Source organism: Cytobacillus depressus (genome assembly GCF_008923245.1).
In the GTDB taxonomy this organism is placed as follows: domain Bacteria; phylum Bacillota; class Bacilli; order Bacillales; family Cytobacillaceae; genus Cytobacillus; species Cytobacillus depressus.
Window position 1 is genome coordinate 1025155 of sequence record NZ_WBOS01000001.1, and the last position, 15425, is coordinate 1040579.

The following is a 15425-nucleotide window of genomic DNA, read 5'->3' on the forward strand; positions in this document are numbered from 1 at the left end:
AAGATTAAGTTGGTGAACAAATGAAATATGATGTAATTGTAATTGGCGGAGGGCCCTCTGGCTTAATGGCTGCAATTGGCGCTGCTGAACAGAAAGCTAAAGTACTACTTATTGATAAAGGGGACAAGCTTGGGAGAAAGCTTGCTATTTCAGGTGGCGGGCGCTGCAATGTCACAAACAGGCTGCCTATTGATGAAATTATTAAGCATATTCCCGGGAATGGCCGCTTCTTATATAGCGCCTTTTCGCTTTTCAGCAATGAAGATATTATTCAGTTTTTCGAAAATCTCGGGATTAAACTGAAGGAAGAGGATCATGGACGGATGTTTCCCGTTACAGATAAAGCTCAATCGGTTGTTGATGCTTTACTTTCCAGGCTGCGGGAATTAAAGGTCGATATAAAAACAAACAGCCCGATACACGATGTTCATTATGCAAATGGCAAGGTGAAATCTGTTGAGCTAAGGAACGGGGAAATGTACGAAGCTAACTCCGTCGTGATTGCTGTTGGCGGAAAATCTGTCCCCCAAACGGGTTCAACTGGGGATGGGTATGCTTGGGCAGAAAAAGCTGGGCATACGATTACCGAATTATTTCCTACAGAGGTTCCTGTCACTTCAGCCGAGCCTTTTATTAAAGAAAAAACGCTGCAAGGATTGTCGCTTCGCAGTGTGGCATTGAGTGTGCTGAATCCTAAAGGCAAAGCACTAATTACGCATAAAATGGATATGATTTTCACTCATTTTGGCATCAGCGGTCCTGCTGTTTTAAGATGCAGCCAATTTGTCGCCAAAGCTAAGAAAAAGTGGAATTTGAAAGAAGTTTTGATGAGTATTGATGCCCTTCCTGATAAAAAAGAAGAGCCTTTATTTCAAGAAATTTTGTCAGGAATTAAAGCGGAGCCGAAAAAAAGCATCAAAAATTTATTAAAAGGCCATCTTCCGGAGAGATATCTGCTTTTCTTACTTGAGAGAAGCGGGATTGATCCGTCAGCACAGGGGGCCAATATTTCTAATGAAAAAGTGAGAAGCTTCGTAAAGAGCTGCAAAGCGTTTCAATTCGCAGTGAATGGAACTCTCCCACTTGAAAAGGCTTTTGTAACAGGCGGCGGAGTATCGGTGAAAGAGATTGATCCGAAAACAATGGCATCTAAATTCATGAATGGATTGTTTTTTTGCGGGGAAATTCTTGATATTCATGGCTATACTGGCGGCTATAATATTACGTCTGCGCTCATAACAGGAAGGCTTGCTGGGATGAATGCCGCTTTGTCAACAAATCCCCTATAATTAGAAAAGCGGAAGCGCCTTCGAAGATGAACATCGACTAAAAACCGCCACGTCCTGTGGCGAACGCCGATGTCAGCACATCCTGTGCAAGTCCGACAAGCATAAGACAAGACAGCGAGAAGGTTGCTCTTTAACCTTCTTGATGGATTGGCTTATGACCTCGAGGTCGACAAAAACGCGACGTCCTGTCGCATTGTCGACACTTGTACGTCCTGTACGTCGGGGCTAGGCGCTGGAGCTAGACAAATAAATTAGAGCCTGATATGTTATCAGGCTCTATAAATGATCATCGCCGAAAAACAATAAATCTGTTCATCTTCATCCTCATGGACCGCTGCAATATTGTACTTTATATCTACAAGCTTTTTCTCTTCAATCTTTTCTAAAAAACGATTCATCTCGAGCTCAAGATCCTTCTCATGTTCTTGGTCAAATAATTTCACTTTGATCATAAGAGTATCGTCACCTATCCTCTCTGTCTTTTTTATTATCATTATTGACAGAATAATCCGTTTTCAAAACAACAGTAAGAAAGGATAGGCAGGAAGATGAACGAAAAAAAATGGGCAGACGAACATGTCTCCCCATTTTTTATATTAAAATTTATACTAGACTAGCATTAATTTTTCTAATTCAAGCGGTTCAACATAAACCCCATCTTTATAGGCTCTCATATTTCCACCTGATATTTCGTCGATTAAAACGATTTGATTATCTTCCCCGACTCTGCCAAATTCAAATTTAATATCATATAAATCTATATCTTTTTTCGCAAGCTCTTCTTTGACAACTTGTCCGATTTGCTTTGTTAAATCCTTTAACACGGCATACTCTGCTTTGGAAAGGACTCCTAGCATATCAAGTGCATCCTCGCTAATCGGAGGGTCTTGCCTTTCATCATCTTTAATTGTAACTTCGACGAAAGCGTCTAAAGCCTGTCCTTCTTCTGCATACATGCCATAGCGGCGAAGGAAGCTTCCGACTGCTCTGTAGCGACAAATCACTTCAAGGCCATTACCGAAGACGGTAGCAGGCTTTACAGTCATGGTTGCATTTTCAATGTTAGCATCAATATAGTGAGTCGGAATGCCTTTTTCTTTTAAAATTTCAAAAAAGAATTTCGTCAAACTAAGCCCTGCACGTCCGGCACCTTCCAACGTTAAGCCGACCGTATTTGCACCTGGATCGAAAACTCCATTTTCCCCTGTCACATCATCTTTAAATTTCAATAGATAATTGCCGTCTTCTAGTGCATATACATCCTTCGTTTTGCCTTTATAAATAGGTTTCACAGTGAATCCTCCCCAAGAAGCATTTTGTCTTTGTCACTTACAACTATAATCTATTTTCAAAAAAATAATCAATGATAACTTTCAAATGAAAGATTTGCTTGTTCAACCTGGAATGGAATTATTTGACAACCACTTCACCTGCCCAATTGAGCATACCGCCGATCATATTTCGTACCTTATATCCTTGATCCTGCATGTAATAACATACATTTTCACTCCGAGCACCTGAGCGGCAAATAAAGATGTATTCCTTTTCTTTATCAAATTGGCCTAAATTTTCAGGGATCGTCATCATCCGGATATGTTTGGCTCCCCGGATCATTCCTTGGGCTACCTCTTCATCTTCCCTTACATCAACTAATTCTAATTTTTCTCCTGCTTCAAGCTTTTTTTCCAATTCCTCTGTAGTAATGATTTCGATAGTCATCAAATACTTCCTTTCTCGAAAGCGATTGTTTTCCTAATGTAATAATAAAAAACATCCTCCAAAAACGCAATTGGAGGATGTTTAATTTGCCGTAACCGGGACAATGTGCCCTATGTTCCGTTAATTTGCTACGATATTTACAAGCTTGCCAGGAACGGCGATAACTTTGCGAACAGTTTTTCCATCGATTTGCTCTTTAACCGTTTGATCATCCATCGCAATTTTCTCTAGAGCTTCTTTTTGTGCATCTGATGGGACAAGCAATTTCGCTTTTACTTTGCCGTTAATTTGGATAACAATCTCCACTTCATCATCGACAAGCTTCGCTTCATCAAATGCCGGCCATGCTTCATAAGCGGCTGTTTCGCTATGGCCTAGCTTCTCCCAAAGCTCTTCAGCAATGTGAGGAGTAATTGGAGAAAGTAATTTAATAAATCCTTCCATAAAATGCTTCGGAAGAACGGTCGATTTATAAGCTTCATTAATGAATACCATCATTTGAGAAATAGCGGTATTGAAGCGTAATCCTTCGTAATCCTCTGTAACCTTTTTCACAGTTTGATGGTAAACCTTTTCTAAATTACTTGCTTCTTCACTTTCTTGAATTTTTGGATTAAGCTCCCCATTTTCTTCAATGAACAAGCGCCATACGCGATCTAGGAAACGTCTTGACCCATCTAATCCATTCGTAGACCAAGCGATAGATGCATCAAGTGGTCCCATGAACATTTCGTATAAGCGAAGTGTGTCGGCCCCGTGGCTTTCAAGAATATCATCCGGATTGACAACATTACCTTTTGATTTACTCATTTTCTCATTGCCTTCACCAAGAATCATCCCTTGGTTAAATAGCTTTTGGAAAGGCTCCTTCGTATGAACAACTCCGATATCATAAAGAACCTTATGCCAGAAGCGTGCATACAGAAGGTGAAGAACCGCATGCTCCGCACCGCCGATATAAATATCAACTGGAAGCCATTCTTTTAGCTTGTCGGCATCTGCAAGTGCTTCACTGTTGTGCGGGTCAATATAGCGTAAATAATACCAGCAGCTGCCCGCCCATTGTGGCATTGTATTCGTTTCCCTGCGGCCTTTTTTGCCTGTAACAGGGTCAACTACATTTACCCACTCTTCAATATTGGCAAGCGGTGACTCACCCGTTCCAGATGGCTTAATCTCAGTTGTTTTTGGAAGAATTAATGGCAGTTGATTTTCAGGGACAGCTGAGCTTGTGCCATCTTCCCAATGAATAACAGGGATCGGCTCTCCCCAATAGCGCTGGCGACTAAATAACCAATCACGAAGGCGATACGTTACCTTCTTCATGCCAAGCCCTTTTTCTTCAAGCCAAGCAATCATTTTTGCAATGGCTTCTTCTTTATTCATTCCATTTAAGAATTCAGAGTTTACATGTTCTCCGTCTCCAGCATATGCTTCTTTCTCCACATTTCCGCCAGCAACAACTTCAACAATTGGCAAGTCAAATTGTTTAGCAAATTCATGGTCACGCTCATCATGTGCAGGTACAGCCATAATTGCACCAGTACCGTAACTTGCTAACACATAATCAGCGATCCAAATTGGCATCTTTTCGCCATTTGCTGGGTTAATCGCATAGGCACCTGTGAAAACGCCCGTCTTTTCTTTTGCTAGATCCGTTCTTTCAAGATCACTTTTCATTTTTACTTTATCTAAATAGGCTTGAACTGCCATACGCAGCTCATCAGTTGTAATTTTGTCAACTAACTGATGCTCAGGAGCAAGCACCGCGTAGGTTGCACCAAAAAGAGTGTCAGGACGAGTCGTAAATACTTTGAATGTTCCTTCATGCCCTTCGATTTGGAAAGTGACTTCTGCCCCTTCTGAACGGCCAATCCAGTTACGCTGCATATCCTTTAGGCTTTCTGGCCAATCTAGTGTTTCAAGGTCTTCAAGTAAACGATCTGCATATGCAGTAATTTTTAATACCCACTGTTTCATCGGTCTACGTTCAACTGGATGACCGCCTCGCTCACTTTTTCCATCAATGACTTCTTCGTTCGCTAGCACTGTTCCAAGCGCTGGGCACCAGTTCACCGCTACTTCATCAATATAAGCCAAACCTTTTTCATATAGCTTTAAGAAAATCCATTGTGTCCATTTGTAGTACTCAGGATCAGTCGTATTGATTTCACGATCCCAATCATAGGAGAACCCTAATGCTTTAATTTGGCGGCGGAATGTATTAATATTCTTTGCCGTAAATTCAGCTGGATCGTTTCCTGTGTCTAATGCATATTGTTCAGCAGGAAGGCCGAATGCATCCCAGCCCATTGGGTGAAGGACATTATAGCCTTGCATGCGCTTCATACGTGAAAGGATATCTGTCGCCGTATATCCTTCTGGGTGGCCAACATGAAGCCCAGCTCCAGATGGATATGGAAACATATCCAGTGCGTAAAATTTGCGCTTTCCTTTATCTTCACTCGTCTTAAATGTTTTATTTTCTTCCCAGACACTTTGCCACTTTTTCTCAATCTCTTGATGATTGAAACTCATCACATGTTCCTCCTATTTTAAATTATAGAAAATATTTCGAAAAAATCGAAAAAACCTCTCATCCCAATCAAGGGACGAGAGGATTATGTATAATCTCCCGCGGTACCACCCACATTAGTGACAATGTCACTCGCTTCATTCATCCTTAACGCGGAGTACGGCAAGCATTACTAATTGTTCACACTTGCTGCTCAAAGGCGAGTTCATGGTTTCCCCGGCTGACTTGCACCACCCGTCAGCTCTCTAATTACAGGTTCAATCCATTACTAATCCTTATCTTAGCATATAAATATATTAGTGCTATTGTATTAAATTTCCCACCAAGATGCAAGTGGACTCATCTTGACGGGAAATTTAATATGTAGATTATGCGGGAAATAACAATATGTGAATGGATTTAAAAAAATTTTTAAAGGGGACATATTGTTCTATGCCCCCTTTGAAACTATTGGATTGTATATCCACCATCAATAACGACCGATTGTCCCGTTACACCTTTTGCAGAATCACTGGATAAGAAAATAGCATAATCCGCTATCTCTTCCACAGATAAAAGCCTTTTTTGCGGTACTAACGGAAAAATTACTTCCTCTAACACCTTTTCAAGCGGGACATTTCGTGTTTCCGCTAAGTCATTGAGCTGATTTCGGACAAGGGCTGTATCGACATAGCCAGGGCAGATTGCATTGACAGTAATTCCATGCACAGCTGTTTCCAAAGCCGCTACTTTCGTTAAACCGATGACTCCATGTTTCGCACTATTGTAAGCGGCTTTTCCCGCAAATCCTACTAAACCATTGATAGAGGCCATATTAATAATTCTGCCAAACTGCTGCTTTTTCATAATTGGCAAAGCATGCTTAATGGCAATAAACGGAGCTGTTAGCATGACTTTTATCATAAACTCAAACTTCTCGGTTGAAAAATCCTCAATATAAGATACATGCTGCAAGCCTGCATTATTTAGAAGAACATCTAATCTGCCAAAATGCTGTACTGTTTCCTGAATGCATGTTTGGATCTCATTTTCTATCGTTACATCACATTTCAGGCCAATCGCTTCAAATCCTTCTTCCTGCAAGGCTGCTGATGCTTTTTTGACTTGTTCTTCTTGAATATCCGTTAAAACTATTTTTGCACCGGCAGCTGCAAACTTCTTGCCAATTACAAAGCCGATTCCTTGAGCTGCTCCCGTAATAAAAACTACTTTTCCCTGAACCATAATGTAACTCCTTTCAGTTGCTTAACAATGAAGTTTTCCTATATCCCTAAACCAAGTGAGAATAAGATAATGGCTAATGCTACCCCAAGTGCCGGTACAATAACGGTCAATGCGCCAACACCCCAATAGGCATCCTGATGGGTTTCACCGCAAATAGCACGAACTGTTGTTACGACATAGCCATTATGAGGCAGAGTATCTAGAGCACCAGATGATATCGCCACTACCCTGTGCAATGCTTCAGGGTTGACACCCATTTCCATATAATGCGGTGCTAACAGCGGCAAGGCAATCGCTTGGCCTCCAGAAGATGATCCGGTCATCCCAGCAATCACACTGACTGCAATCGCTCCACCAATTAATGGACTGCCTGGAATGCTTGTCATTAAATCAACAGCTGTCGTAAAAGCAGGAACTGCCTTCGCCACGCCGCCAAACCCAACAACGGCTGCTGTATTTCCAATCGCAATTAACGCACCTAGCGTTCCTTCTGAAACAGCATCCCAGAAGTTCTTGAAATATTTTCGGTTTAATAAATAAGTAGCGATAACCCCACCTAATAACGCAAGAATTAGTGCAGATTGTTTCAATGAATCATGGAAGAAAAATGAAATAATTAATACAACAACTAACGGCACGATACCCATCATTGGGTTTGGTAAAACTTTGTCTTCCATTACCGGGTCTGATTCCCTTGATACAAAGGTTTCTCCTTTTTTGATAGCCTTTGTAATCATTCGCTTAAGCCACCAGTACCCAAAAACTGCCATAAAGACAGCAACGATTAAACTAACTTCCCAGCCTGCCCATGGAGATGTATGCAAAAATTCAATCGGAATCCAGTTTTGAATTTCTGGTGAACCAGCAGAAGTCATCGTAAACGTAACAGAACCGTGGGCAAGAGCTGCTGGAATAAATCTTCTTGGAAGATTGGCTTGTTTGAATAAGCTCAATGCCATTGGGTAGACTGAGAAAGCAACTACGAACAAACTAACGCCACCATATGTTAAAATAGCACAGGCAGCTACAATGGCAAGAACTGCATATTTCATTCCAAGCTTCTCAACGACAAATCTTGAAACACTATCCGCCGCTCCGCTGTCCTCCATTACCTTTCCAAAGATTGCACCGATTAAGAACATTAAATACCATGACGTCACGAAGCCTGAAAATCCACCCATATAGTTTCCGACAAGATTCGCTTGTCCCTCAGCAGCCAACTGCGGAAATAACGGCATTCCGCTAAAAATAGCAACAAATAAAGCTGATAACGGTCCCGCGACAAGCAGGTTCATCCCTTTCATCGTTAAAAAGATCAATAAGGCAAGACCGCCTACTAATCCGATCATGCTAAGCAATTTATTTTCCCCCTTTTGTGTTTGATTATTTCTACATTTACTTTTTTGAAAAAGCAGGCATCACATCCTCCTGAAATGGTAACGCTTTCAAATTATATTTCCTTATTTGGCTAGTGCACCTACATAGACTTGTTGCAAGAACCGTGCCAGAAATACACCCTCTCTAGAGAGCCAATATTCAAACTCTTTGTGAACATTAATTCCAGAATTCTGGAATGAATCAATTTATAGATTGCCTTTTTACATAGAGTAGTTTTTAAACAACTGTGTACTTACATCATCTTTTGGATGATGCATTTAATAGAAAAGAAAAGTCCAGAAAAATGGACAGGTTTCCAAGTTTCTGGACTATAGATCAGTCATCCCATATTTTTTTAATTTTTCATACATAGATGATTTACTAATTCCTAATGCCTTCGCTGCTTCAAGCTTATCATGATATTTGTTCAAGCTTTGGAGTAAGACTCTTCTTTCTGTTTCCTCTAATATTTCTTTCAGTTTTTTACTTCCTACTGGAAAAACAGATGATTCTTTTAAATAATCAGGTAAGGATTCCATTGTAATCTCTTCACCATTTGTTAAGTGGATGGCTGCCTCGATGACATTCTCCAGCTCTCTAATATTACCTGGCCAACTATACTGGCTAAATCTCTCTAATACATCTTCGAAAACATGGCTAATCCGTTTTCCAGACTTCTTCGTTATCTTTTTAATAAAATAATCGAGTAGCACAGGGATGTCCTCCATCCTCTCACGCAGCGGAGGAATCATAAAGGGGATTACATTGATTCGGTAAAATAAATCTTGCCGAAAGCGTTTTTCATCCATCATTTTCTCAAGCGGGCGATTGGTGGATGCTATGGGCAAATAATTCCTTTCCCGTCCCGCTCTCTCCCCGAATTAAAACCGAAATATCACTTGAGGCAATCATTTTCACTCTATCCTTCAGTCTTTCAATTTCCTTCGAAGTGCCCAATAAATCATCTAGACTGTATTTCACACTGCGATCAATATCCTGGATATAGCTTTGGATTTTCGTCAGCATGCTTTTCACATGACTGTTCATTTTCATCCATTCCCTCGTATCCCGGAAGAACACCGTCCCGAAAGCACCGACCACTTGGCCATCCATTATAATCGGGATGCGGTTCGCAATCATATAATTCCCTTTTATGTATTGAAGGTCCGCCACCTCCTCTTTTCCAGTCGCTGCTACAATATGCATGCGGGAATTTTCGATGACTTTTGAAACATGGACCCCAATCACCTTCTCCCGTTCAACCTCTAAAAAATCGCAATAATTTTTATTTATATAAATAATCTTTCCAGCTTTATCTACAACGACAAGCCACCCAAAAGCACTTTCAAGAATCGTTTCAACAATTTCGACCGGAATATCTAATAATGCGCTTTTCATAATAATCCCCTTTTGGAAAATTCATACTCTTACATTATTTTATCATAATTATTAGATAATTTAATTCAGGAAGTATTTTTTCATCGGTTTTCGTCAATGAAGAAAGGAAGGGAGGTGTTGATATGAAAGGCATTTATTTCAAAACGGAGAAAAAAAGCCAAGATGACGTTTTATCTTATATGAAGGAAAATCACATTCAAAACGTGAAACTCAATCCATATCAGATTCATGACTATTACACGAATCCTCATGCGCTTTTATATGACTTAAAGCAAACGAAGGCTGAGTTAGACTGCTTTATAATTCCTTCGCGGACAGAGATCGAAGAATTTATTCATATGTATCCAGCCAAATGGCTATTATTAAAAAGTTATTTTAAGAATGTTTTATTTTTTGAGGGACATGGAAACGGTTCTCTTGCCACAGATAACGGGTCTTGGGATATATGACCAAGTGGAGAATTAGAAAAGACCTGCAATTAAAGTGCAGGCCCTTAAGAAGCATGGACAATTTTCTCTTTCTCTTTTATTTTCTTGTCATACGCCAAAGTAGTAAAGATTGATACAACGAGAAGCCCGATGATGATCATAAATAGCATGGACATCCCGTACAAATCAACAAGAATTCCGCCTAACAACGGACCGATCATCCGGCCCCCTGTTGCCATACTATTGACAATTCCTTGATAAAAGCCTTCTCTGCCTTTAGGCGCAAGATCGTTCGCAATTGTAGGAACGGCTGGCCATACGAGCATTTCACCAATCGTTAAGATAATCATCCCTGCGAGAAATGCCGTGAATTGATGTGCAACGGATGCAACAGCATATGAAACAATAAAAATCATGATGCCAATATTTATTTGTGTTTTTAAAGATTTAATCCGTTTCACAAGTAAGTTTACAAGTGGCTGCCCTACTACAATTAGAGCACCGTTTATCGTCCAAAGGAAACTATATTGTCTTAAAGTGATATTCAATTCTTGTGTAAAAGAGGCAATTGTTGTTTGCCATTGAACATATCCGGCCCAGCATAAGCTGTAGCCAATGCATAAAATTAATAATGCGTATAATTTTGTATGATTTTTGTTAACCTGGGCCCCTTTCTTAACGGAAGCGTGCGAGCTTGGTTGGGTTTGAATTCCTTTGTAACCGAAAATAGCAATAAGGAGAAAAACGATATACATAAATGTATTCGCAATAAAGATAAGCTGGAAGGAAAATGAAGCTACAAATCCGCCTAGAGCAGCACCAATCGCAACTCCTAAGTTTTGGGCAACGTAAAGTGCGTTAAATGATTTTCTTCCGCCTTCTTTCCATACCGTCCCTGCCATCGCATACATCGATGGAAAGATAATTCCCGCGCCAAAACCGACAATCGTTAAAAAAACAACATACATTGGCCAGCCATTCCAAAAGGTTAAGCCAATTAATGCTAGTAAAGCAATCCCTACTCCAAGCAGGATTGATTTATAGCCGCCAATCTTATCAAATAGATAGCCCCCACATAAATTCCCGATCACACTAGCTCCTGAATTTAACATGAGGACAAAACCTGCAACTGATAATGATTGGCCTAAATGGTTATGAATATAGATAGCGTTTAAAGGCCATAAAAAAGAAGAGCCTGTTACATTTACCACCATCCCAATTATTAAAAGCCATAAGGCACGTGGCATAAAACCCCTCCCTTTTACCTTATATATATATAAATAGCCGTCCGATTATTTCGCTTGCCAAAACAATTTTATGATGTTTTTACATTCCTGGCAATAACTATTCACCTAATGTGTTAAACACAGAATATACAATTTAATTGGCCAAGTAAAAACCCTCCATAACGGAGGGTTTCTGTTTTAGCTTCAGCACTAGGGAGAATTTTGCAGGTGCTTTCCGCATTTATTTTTGTCTAGCTACAGCGCCTAGGGGCGACAAGGCGCTGTAGCTTTTCGCTATTCAGGGTGGAATTTCGATTTAACAGGCTGACCTTGTTTTTCGTATTTCTTTTTTGCTTGCTTTATGATGTCAAAATTCTGTCCAAATTCTACATCTTGATTATTAATGCCATTGCGATTTTTTTGTTCTGGATTATTTTGTTTTGAACGCTTTTTAACCAAATTGATCACTCCTTAATGGGGTTGAACAATCATTCGATTTTGAAGTTGCTGCAGCTGTAGCCTCATTCGGTGAAGCTGTTCCCGTTGTTGGGAGTTAGCGCTTAGGGCAAGCTTCGATAAATCATTGTATGCATTTTCCAGTGAATGCAAAGCGTCTGTATATCCATTTTCATTATAATGCTCTTGTGCTCTTTCAACTTGCAGCTGGTCATTGGCGAATCGGATTGCATCCTCACATTGCTGAATCAAGTTACTAACGGATTCACGAGTTGCCATCATATCCCCTCCTGAAAAATTCAGAAGCAAAGTGCTTCATCCATTAGTTTGTTCATAAAGTGAAACTTCAATCAGTGGGGGTTTTTCCCATCCCACAGTGATTGTTAGTTGAACCAATCGGGCCTTTACGGGCAGTTGATCTCCCACTTTATATTCAATGTTTATACTGGAAACATTATAGTGGGAGATCTTACTGCCCGTTAATCTGCGAATATTCTTTTTCCTATTTCATTTAATTGCTGGTAATATCAGTTTCCATTCGTTACAGTTAGTATTGATTTTCTAATCATGATAAAATATATTTTTAATTTGCAATAGTTGTTGGAGGGTTCTAATTTGAATCAGAATAAGCCATTTCCGTTTGCTTCTGATAACAAACGTTACCATACATGGAATTATCATTTAAGAAATGAATTTGGCCATAAAGTTTTTAAAGTGGCGCTAGATGGCGGATTTGACTGTCCGAACCGGGATGGAACGGTCGCACATGGCGGTTGTACTTTTTGCAGTGCTGCCGGTTCAGGCGATTTTGCTGGGAACAGAGCCGATGATATTGAAACACAGTTTCATGAAATTAAAGAAAAAATGCATCGAAAATGGAAAGATGGCAAGTATATGGCCTACTTTCAAGCTTTCACAAACACACATGCACCTGTAGAAGTGCTTCGGGAAATGTATGAAAAAGTATTAAAACAGGAAAATGTTGTAGGGTTATCAATTGCAACAAGGCCTGACTGTCTTCCAGATGATGTCGTTGATTACTTAGCCGAGTTAAATGAAAGAACCTATTTATGGGTTGAGCTTGGCTTACAAACTGTTCACGAAAGAACCGGACTACTGATTAACCGGGCTCATGATTATCAATGTTATGTTGATGGGGTGAATAAGCTTCGCAAACATGGAATTCGCGTATGTTCTCACATCATTAATGGACTTCCTCTCGAAACACCAGAAATGATGATGGAAACAGCGAAAGAGGTTGCTAAGCTTGATGTGCAAGGGATTAAAATTCACCTTCTTCATTTATTAAAAGGTACACCAATGGTAAAGCAATATGAAAAAGGGAGCTTAGAGTTTTTATCTCTTGATCAGTATGTCAGCTTAGTTTGTGACCAATTAGAAATATTACCCCCAGAAATGATTATTCACCGAATTACTGGTGATGGTCCGATTGAATTAATGATCGGCCCGATGTGGAGTGTAAATAAGTGGGATGTTTTGAATTCCATTGATGCGGAATTAAAACGCAGGAATAGCTGGCAAGGGAAAAATTATCGCAGATTAACGGGCTGTAAGACTCCCGCATCAAGAAGTTGATGAACCAAAAAAATTCAACGCCGGAGATCAAACAGCCCGTAAAGGCCCGATTGGTTCAACTAACATTCAGTGGAAAATCGCCACTGAATGAAGTTTCACTAAATGTCAGAAGTAATGTAGGGGTGCAGGCATGAAGCTAGATGGAGTATTACCTTTTGCTAGGCTATTGCTTGAGAAAGCTGTTGATCAAGGCGACATTGCAGTAGATGCTACTTTAGGCAATGGGCATGATACAGTATTTCTTGCAAAATTGGTTGGGGAATCCGGACGAGTATTCGGGTTTGATATTCAAGAGGAAGCTATTGTAAATACAAAAAAGCGAATGGCAGAACAGCAAATTTCTGACCGTGTTACTTTGTTTCATAAAGGGCATGAATATATTTCGGCAAGCATTCCTGTTGAATGCCAGGGAAAAATTAAAGGAGCCATCTTTAATTTAGGTTATTTGCCTGGTGGTGATAAATCGATAGTGACTGTGCCCAACACAACGATTTCGGCAATTGAACAGCTATTGGAAATCATGGCACCTGAAGGGATTATTGTCCTTGTCGTTTACCACGGTCATGATGAAGGTGCGCTCGAACGTGATGCCCTCCTTCAATACGTAAAACAATTAGATCAGAAAATAGCTCATGTCCTTCAATATCAATTTATTAATCAAAAAAACAATCCACCGTTTATTGTGGCGATTGAGAAAAGATAGCATTTGTGAGGTCGCCGATATATCGTGGAATTCGCCGATATATCCGGGAACTCGCCGATATATCCAGAAACTTATACCAAAAAACCTGCCTCAAGCAGGTTTTTTGCATTAATTTTACTTTAAAAACACTCTCATAAGTCCAGCAGGCATCCATTTCTGTACAGCTCGATACGCTAGGCCGTTTAAATAGAAAAAGTAGCTAATCATGCCTCCGGTTTTAATCATCCCTCTTGCTAGCTTCTTTACATTTCTTTGCTTGCGAACTTTTTCATCCGATAAATAGATCCCTAATAGACCACGGTTTATCAATTGGTGAAAGCGTTTATGAGGGAGCTGCTCTGTATGCTTGTCCGCTTCTTTAACGAAGTGCTTTAGCCGATCGAAGAGCTTTTCTTCATTTTCATAATAAAAGCAGAAGTTTAAATCTCCGCCGGCTCGATCCTCTTCTTGGTCAATAAAATAATCTAATAATATATGCAGGCCTTGTATGTAAGGAAAATAGCCATTGCGAATCTTTTCAGCATCTGCTTTTTCGAAATCCTCTCTCATGGCATAAGAGACAAGACAGAAAATCCCTAATGTTGAACCAGAGCAAGCAGAGAACTCATACCACTCCATTTCGGGGATTTGCTCCTTATATTCATGGAACCAATCTTGTAGACGTGGAACCCGGTCCTCTACCTGCACATGCTTATGCACTTGTAAATCACAATAGTACTGGCATAATTCTAATAAATATTCTTTGATTTCATCATAATGATCTAATTCAGCTAAAACTTCTCGACACATTACAACAAGGTCAGCTAAATAATTTCCGTCTTCTTGTTCATTTCGGAAGCGATAATAATTTCTCGAGTCAGCATCAGCTGACAAACAATCCATCATTGACTCATGTAAAGCAGCAAAATCCTCAGGATCTAAAGACGTACTGCGATCACATAAATTATCCAAATAGTCACTGATTGTTTGGTAGGCGACAATGAATTTAATCGCTATTTCATATTTTTCTTTTGCCATTAACGCCATAATGGCGCCGCCTTCACAATGAAAGGTTTTATGTTCAATACTGGCTAATGCTTGTTTTCTTAGTTCTGGATCTGGAATGGTTTCCGCTCTCTTCCTCCAGAAATCTAGTTCCTTATGAACAATGGGCAATATTTTGCGATAGACATTTGACATTAAACTGATTGGCATAGATGGAACACTCAATTAAAATTCACTCCTTAGAAAAGCGCAAGCGCCTTCGGAACAATAAAAAGGAAAATTGTTCCTACGAGGATAACTCCGAGAGCTTTCCTTTGTGCTCACCCCCGACAAGCATAACACAAGCCTCTCGGAAAAGTGTCCTTTACCTTTCATGGAGGATTGGCTTATGACCTCGAGGTCGACAAAAACGCGACGTCCTCCCAAAAGCTTCATTTTGGTCGTGCGATGTATCGCTGATAGAAGCCTTCCTTGTCCTGTCGCATTGTC

General features: G+C 40.1%; 14 protein-coding genes, 1 pseudogene and 1 other annotated feature. Of the genes and pseudogenes, 4 read left to right on the top strand and 11 right to left on the bottom strand.

Annotated features, from left to right (window positions below):
• Positions 1-20: 20 nt before the first annotated feature.
• Positions 21-1289: a BaiN/RdsA family NAD(P)/FAD-dependent oxidoreductase gene (locus tag F7731_RS04890; RefSeq protein WP_151533632.1), complete on the top strand. Its 1269-nt coding sequence runs from the start codon at positions 21-23 to the stop codon at positions 1287-1289.
• A 269-nt stretch (positions 1290-1558) separates the two neighbouring features.
• On the opposite strand, the gene F7731_RS04895 is transcribed toward F7731_RS04890, so the two are convergent.
• The 7 genes and pseudogenes from F7731_RS04895 to F7731_RS04925 form a co-directional block, all read right to left on the bottom strand.
• Positions 1559-1741: a sporulation protein Cse60 gene (locus F7731_RS04895; protein ID WP_151533633.1), complete on the bottom strand. Its 183-nt coding sequence runs from the start codon at positions 1739-1741 to the stop codon at positions 1559-1561.
• Positions 1742-1897: 156 nt separating this feature from the next.
• Positions 1898-2581, bottom strand: a complete 684-nt coding sequence (locus tag F7731_RS04900; protein WP_151533634.1) for a phosphoribosylaminoimidazolesuccinocarboxamide synthase — start codon at positions 2579-2581, stop codon at positions 1898-1900.
• A 118-nt stretch (positions 2582-2699) separates the two neighbouring features.
• Positions 2700-3008, bottom strand: coding sequence for a rhodanese-like domain-containing protein (locus tag F7731_RS04905; RefSeq protein ID WP_425481977.1), 309 nt, complete (start codon positions 3006-3008; stop codon positions 2700-2702).
• Positions 3009-3128: 120 nt separating this feature from the next.
• On the bottom strand, positions 3129-5546 hold the full coding sequence (leuS, locus tag F7731_RS04910) for a leucine--tRNA ligase (protein WP_151533636.1): 2418 nt from the start codon (positions 5544-5546) through the stop codon (positions 3129-3131).
• A gap of 67 nt (positions 5547-5613) precedes the next feature.
• Positions 5614-5835 (bottom strand) — a binding site (T-box leader).
• Between the two features lie 156 nt (positions 5836-5991).
• Positions 5992-6768: a 3-hydroxybutyrate dehydrogenase gene (locus F7731_RS04915; RefSeq protein ID WP_151533637.1), complete on the bottom strand. Its 777-nt coding sequence runs from the start codon at positions 6766-6768 to the stop codon at positions 5992-5994.
• A 38-nt stretch (positions 6769-6806) separates the two neighbouring features.
• Complete coding sequence (locus tag F7731_RS04920) at positions 6807-8126, bottom strand: GntP family permease (RefSeq protein ID WP_212031144.1); 1320 nt, start codon at positions 8124-8126, stop codon at positions 6807-6809.
• A 348-nt stretch (positions 8127-8474) separates the two neighbouring features.
• A pseudogene (locus tag F7731_RS04925) lies at positions 8475-9543 on the bottom strand (AAA-type ATPase lid domain-containing protein).
• Positions 9544-9665: 122 nt separating this feature from the next.
• Between F7731_RS04925 and F7731_RS04930 the strand changes: the two are divergent.
• Positions 9666-9992, top strand: a complete 327-nt coding sequence (locus tag F7731_RS04930; protein ID WP_151533638.1) for a hypothetical protein — start codon at positions 9666-9668, stop codon at positions 9990-9992.
• Positions 9993-10036: 44 nt separating this feature from the next.
• Here the strand turns inward: F7731_RS04930 and F7731_RS04935 are convergent, their stop codons facing one another.
• The 3 genes from F7731_RS04935 to F7731_RS04945 all read right to left on the bottom strand — a co-directional run bounded on the left by F7731_RS04935 (position 10037) and on the right by F7731_RS04945 (position 11932).
• Positions 10037-11218 carry an MDR family MFS transporter gene (locus tag F7731_RS04935; RefSeq protein ID WP_151533639.1) on the bottom strand — a complete coding sequence of 394 codons (1182 nt, stop codon included), beginning with the start codon at positions 11216-11218 and terminating at the stop codon, positions 10037-10039.
• A 273-nt stretch (positions 11219-11491) separates the two neighbouring features.
• Positions 11492-11656: a glycogen biosynthesis protein GlgD gene (locus F7731_RS04940; RefSeq protein ID WP_151533640.1), complete on the bottom strand. Its 165-nt coding sequence runs from the start codon at positions 11654-11656 to the stop codon at positions 11492-11494.
• Positions 11657-11668: 12 nt separating this feature from the next.
• Positions 11669-11932: a YtzC family protein gene (locus F7731_RS04945; RefSeq protein WP_151533641.1), complete on the bottom strand. Its 264-nt coding sequence runs from the start codon at positions 11930-11932 to the stop codon at positions 11669-11671.
• A gap of 336 nt (positions 11933-12268) precedes the next feature.
• Between F7731_RS04945 and mnmL the strand changes: the two genes are divergently transcribed.
• Both mnmL and mnmM read left to right on the top strand, forming a co-directional pair.
• The gene (mnmL, locus tag F7731_RS04950; RefSeq protein WP_151533642.1) at positions 12269-13249 is read left to right on the top strand and encodes a tRNA modification radical SAM protein MnmL/YtqA; all 981 of its coding nucleotides are present in this window, start codon (positions 12269-12271) and stop codon (positions 13247-13249) included.
• Positions 13250-13379: 130 nt separating this feature from the next.
• Positions 13380-13952 (top strand): tRNA 5-(aminomethyl)-2-thiouridylate-methyltransferase MnmM, encoded by a 573-nt coding sequence (gene mnmM, locus F7731_RS04955; RefSeq protein ID WP_151533643.1) that lies wholly within the window; start codon positions 13380-13382, stop codon positions 13950-13952.
• A 114-nt stretch (positions 13953-14066) separates the two neighbouring features.
• Here mnmM and F7731_RS04960 read toward each other — a convergent pair whose 3' ends face one another.
• Positions 14067-15161: a tetraprenyl-beta-curcumene synthase family protein gene (locus F7731_RS04960; RefSeq protein WP_151533644.1), complete on the bottom strand. Its 1095-nt coding sequence runs from the start codon at positions 15159-15161 to the stop codon at positions 14067-14069.
• Between the last annotated feature and the right edge of the window lie 264 nt (positions 15162-15425).

What these genes read in the sequence shown, in the direction of transcription:
- F7731_RS04890 (WP_151533632.1), top strand. Translation starts at nt 21, where the DNA reads ATGAAATATGATGTAATTGTAATTGGCGGAGGGCCCTCTGGCTTAATG.
- F7731_RS04895 (WP_151533633.1), bottom strand. Translation starts at nt 1,741, where the DNA reads ATGATCAAAGTGAAATTATTTGACCAAGAACATGAGAAGGATCTTGAG.
- F7731_RS04905 (WP_425481977.1), bottom strand. Translation starts at nt 3,008, where the DNA reads ATGACTATCGAAATCATTACTACAGAGGAATTGGAAAAAAAGCTTGAA.
- leuS (WP_151533636.1), bottom strand. Translation starts at nt 5,546, where the DNA reads ATGAGTTTCAATCATCAAGAGATTGAGAAAAAGTGGCAAAGTGTCTGG.
- F7731_RS04915 (WP_151533637.1), bottom strand. Translation starts at nt 6,768, where the DNA reads ATGGTTCAGGGAAAAGTAGTTTTTATTACGGGAGCAGCTCAAGGAATC.
- F7731_RS04930 (WP_151533638.1), top strand. Translation starts at nt 9,666, where the DNA reads ATGAAAGGCATTTATTTCAAAACGGAGAAAAAAAGCCAAGATGACGTT.
- F7731_RS04935 (WP_151533639.1), bottom strand. Translation starts at nt 11,218, where the DNA reads ATGCCACGTGCCTTATGGCTTTTAATAATTGGGATGGTGGTAAATGTA.
- F7731_RS04945 (WP_151533641.1), bottom strand. Translation starts at nt 11,932, where the DNA reads ATGGCAACTCGTGAATCCGTTAGTAACTTGATTCAGCAATGTGAGGAT.
- mnmM (WP_151533643.1), top strand. Translation starts at nt 13,380, where the DNA reads ATGAAGCTAGATGGAGTATTACCTTTTGCTAGGCTATTGCTTGAGAAA.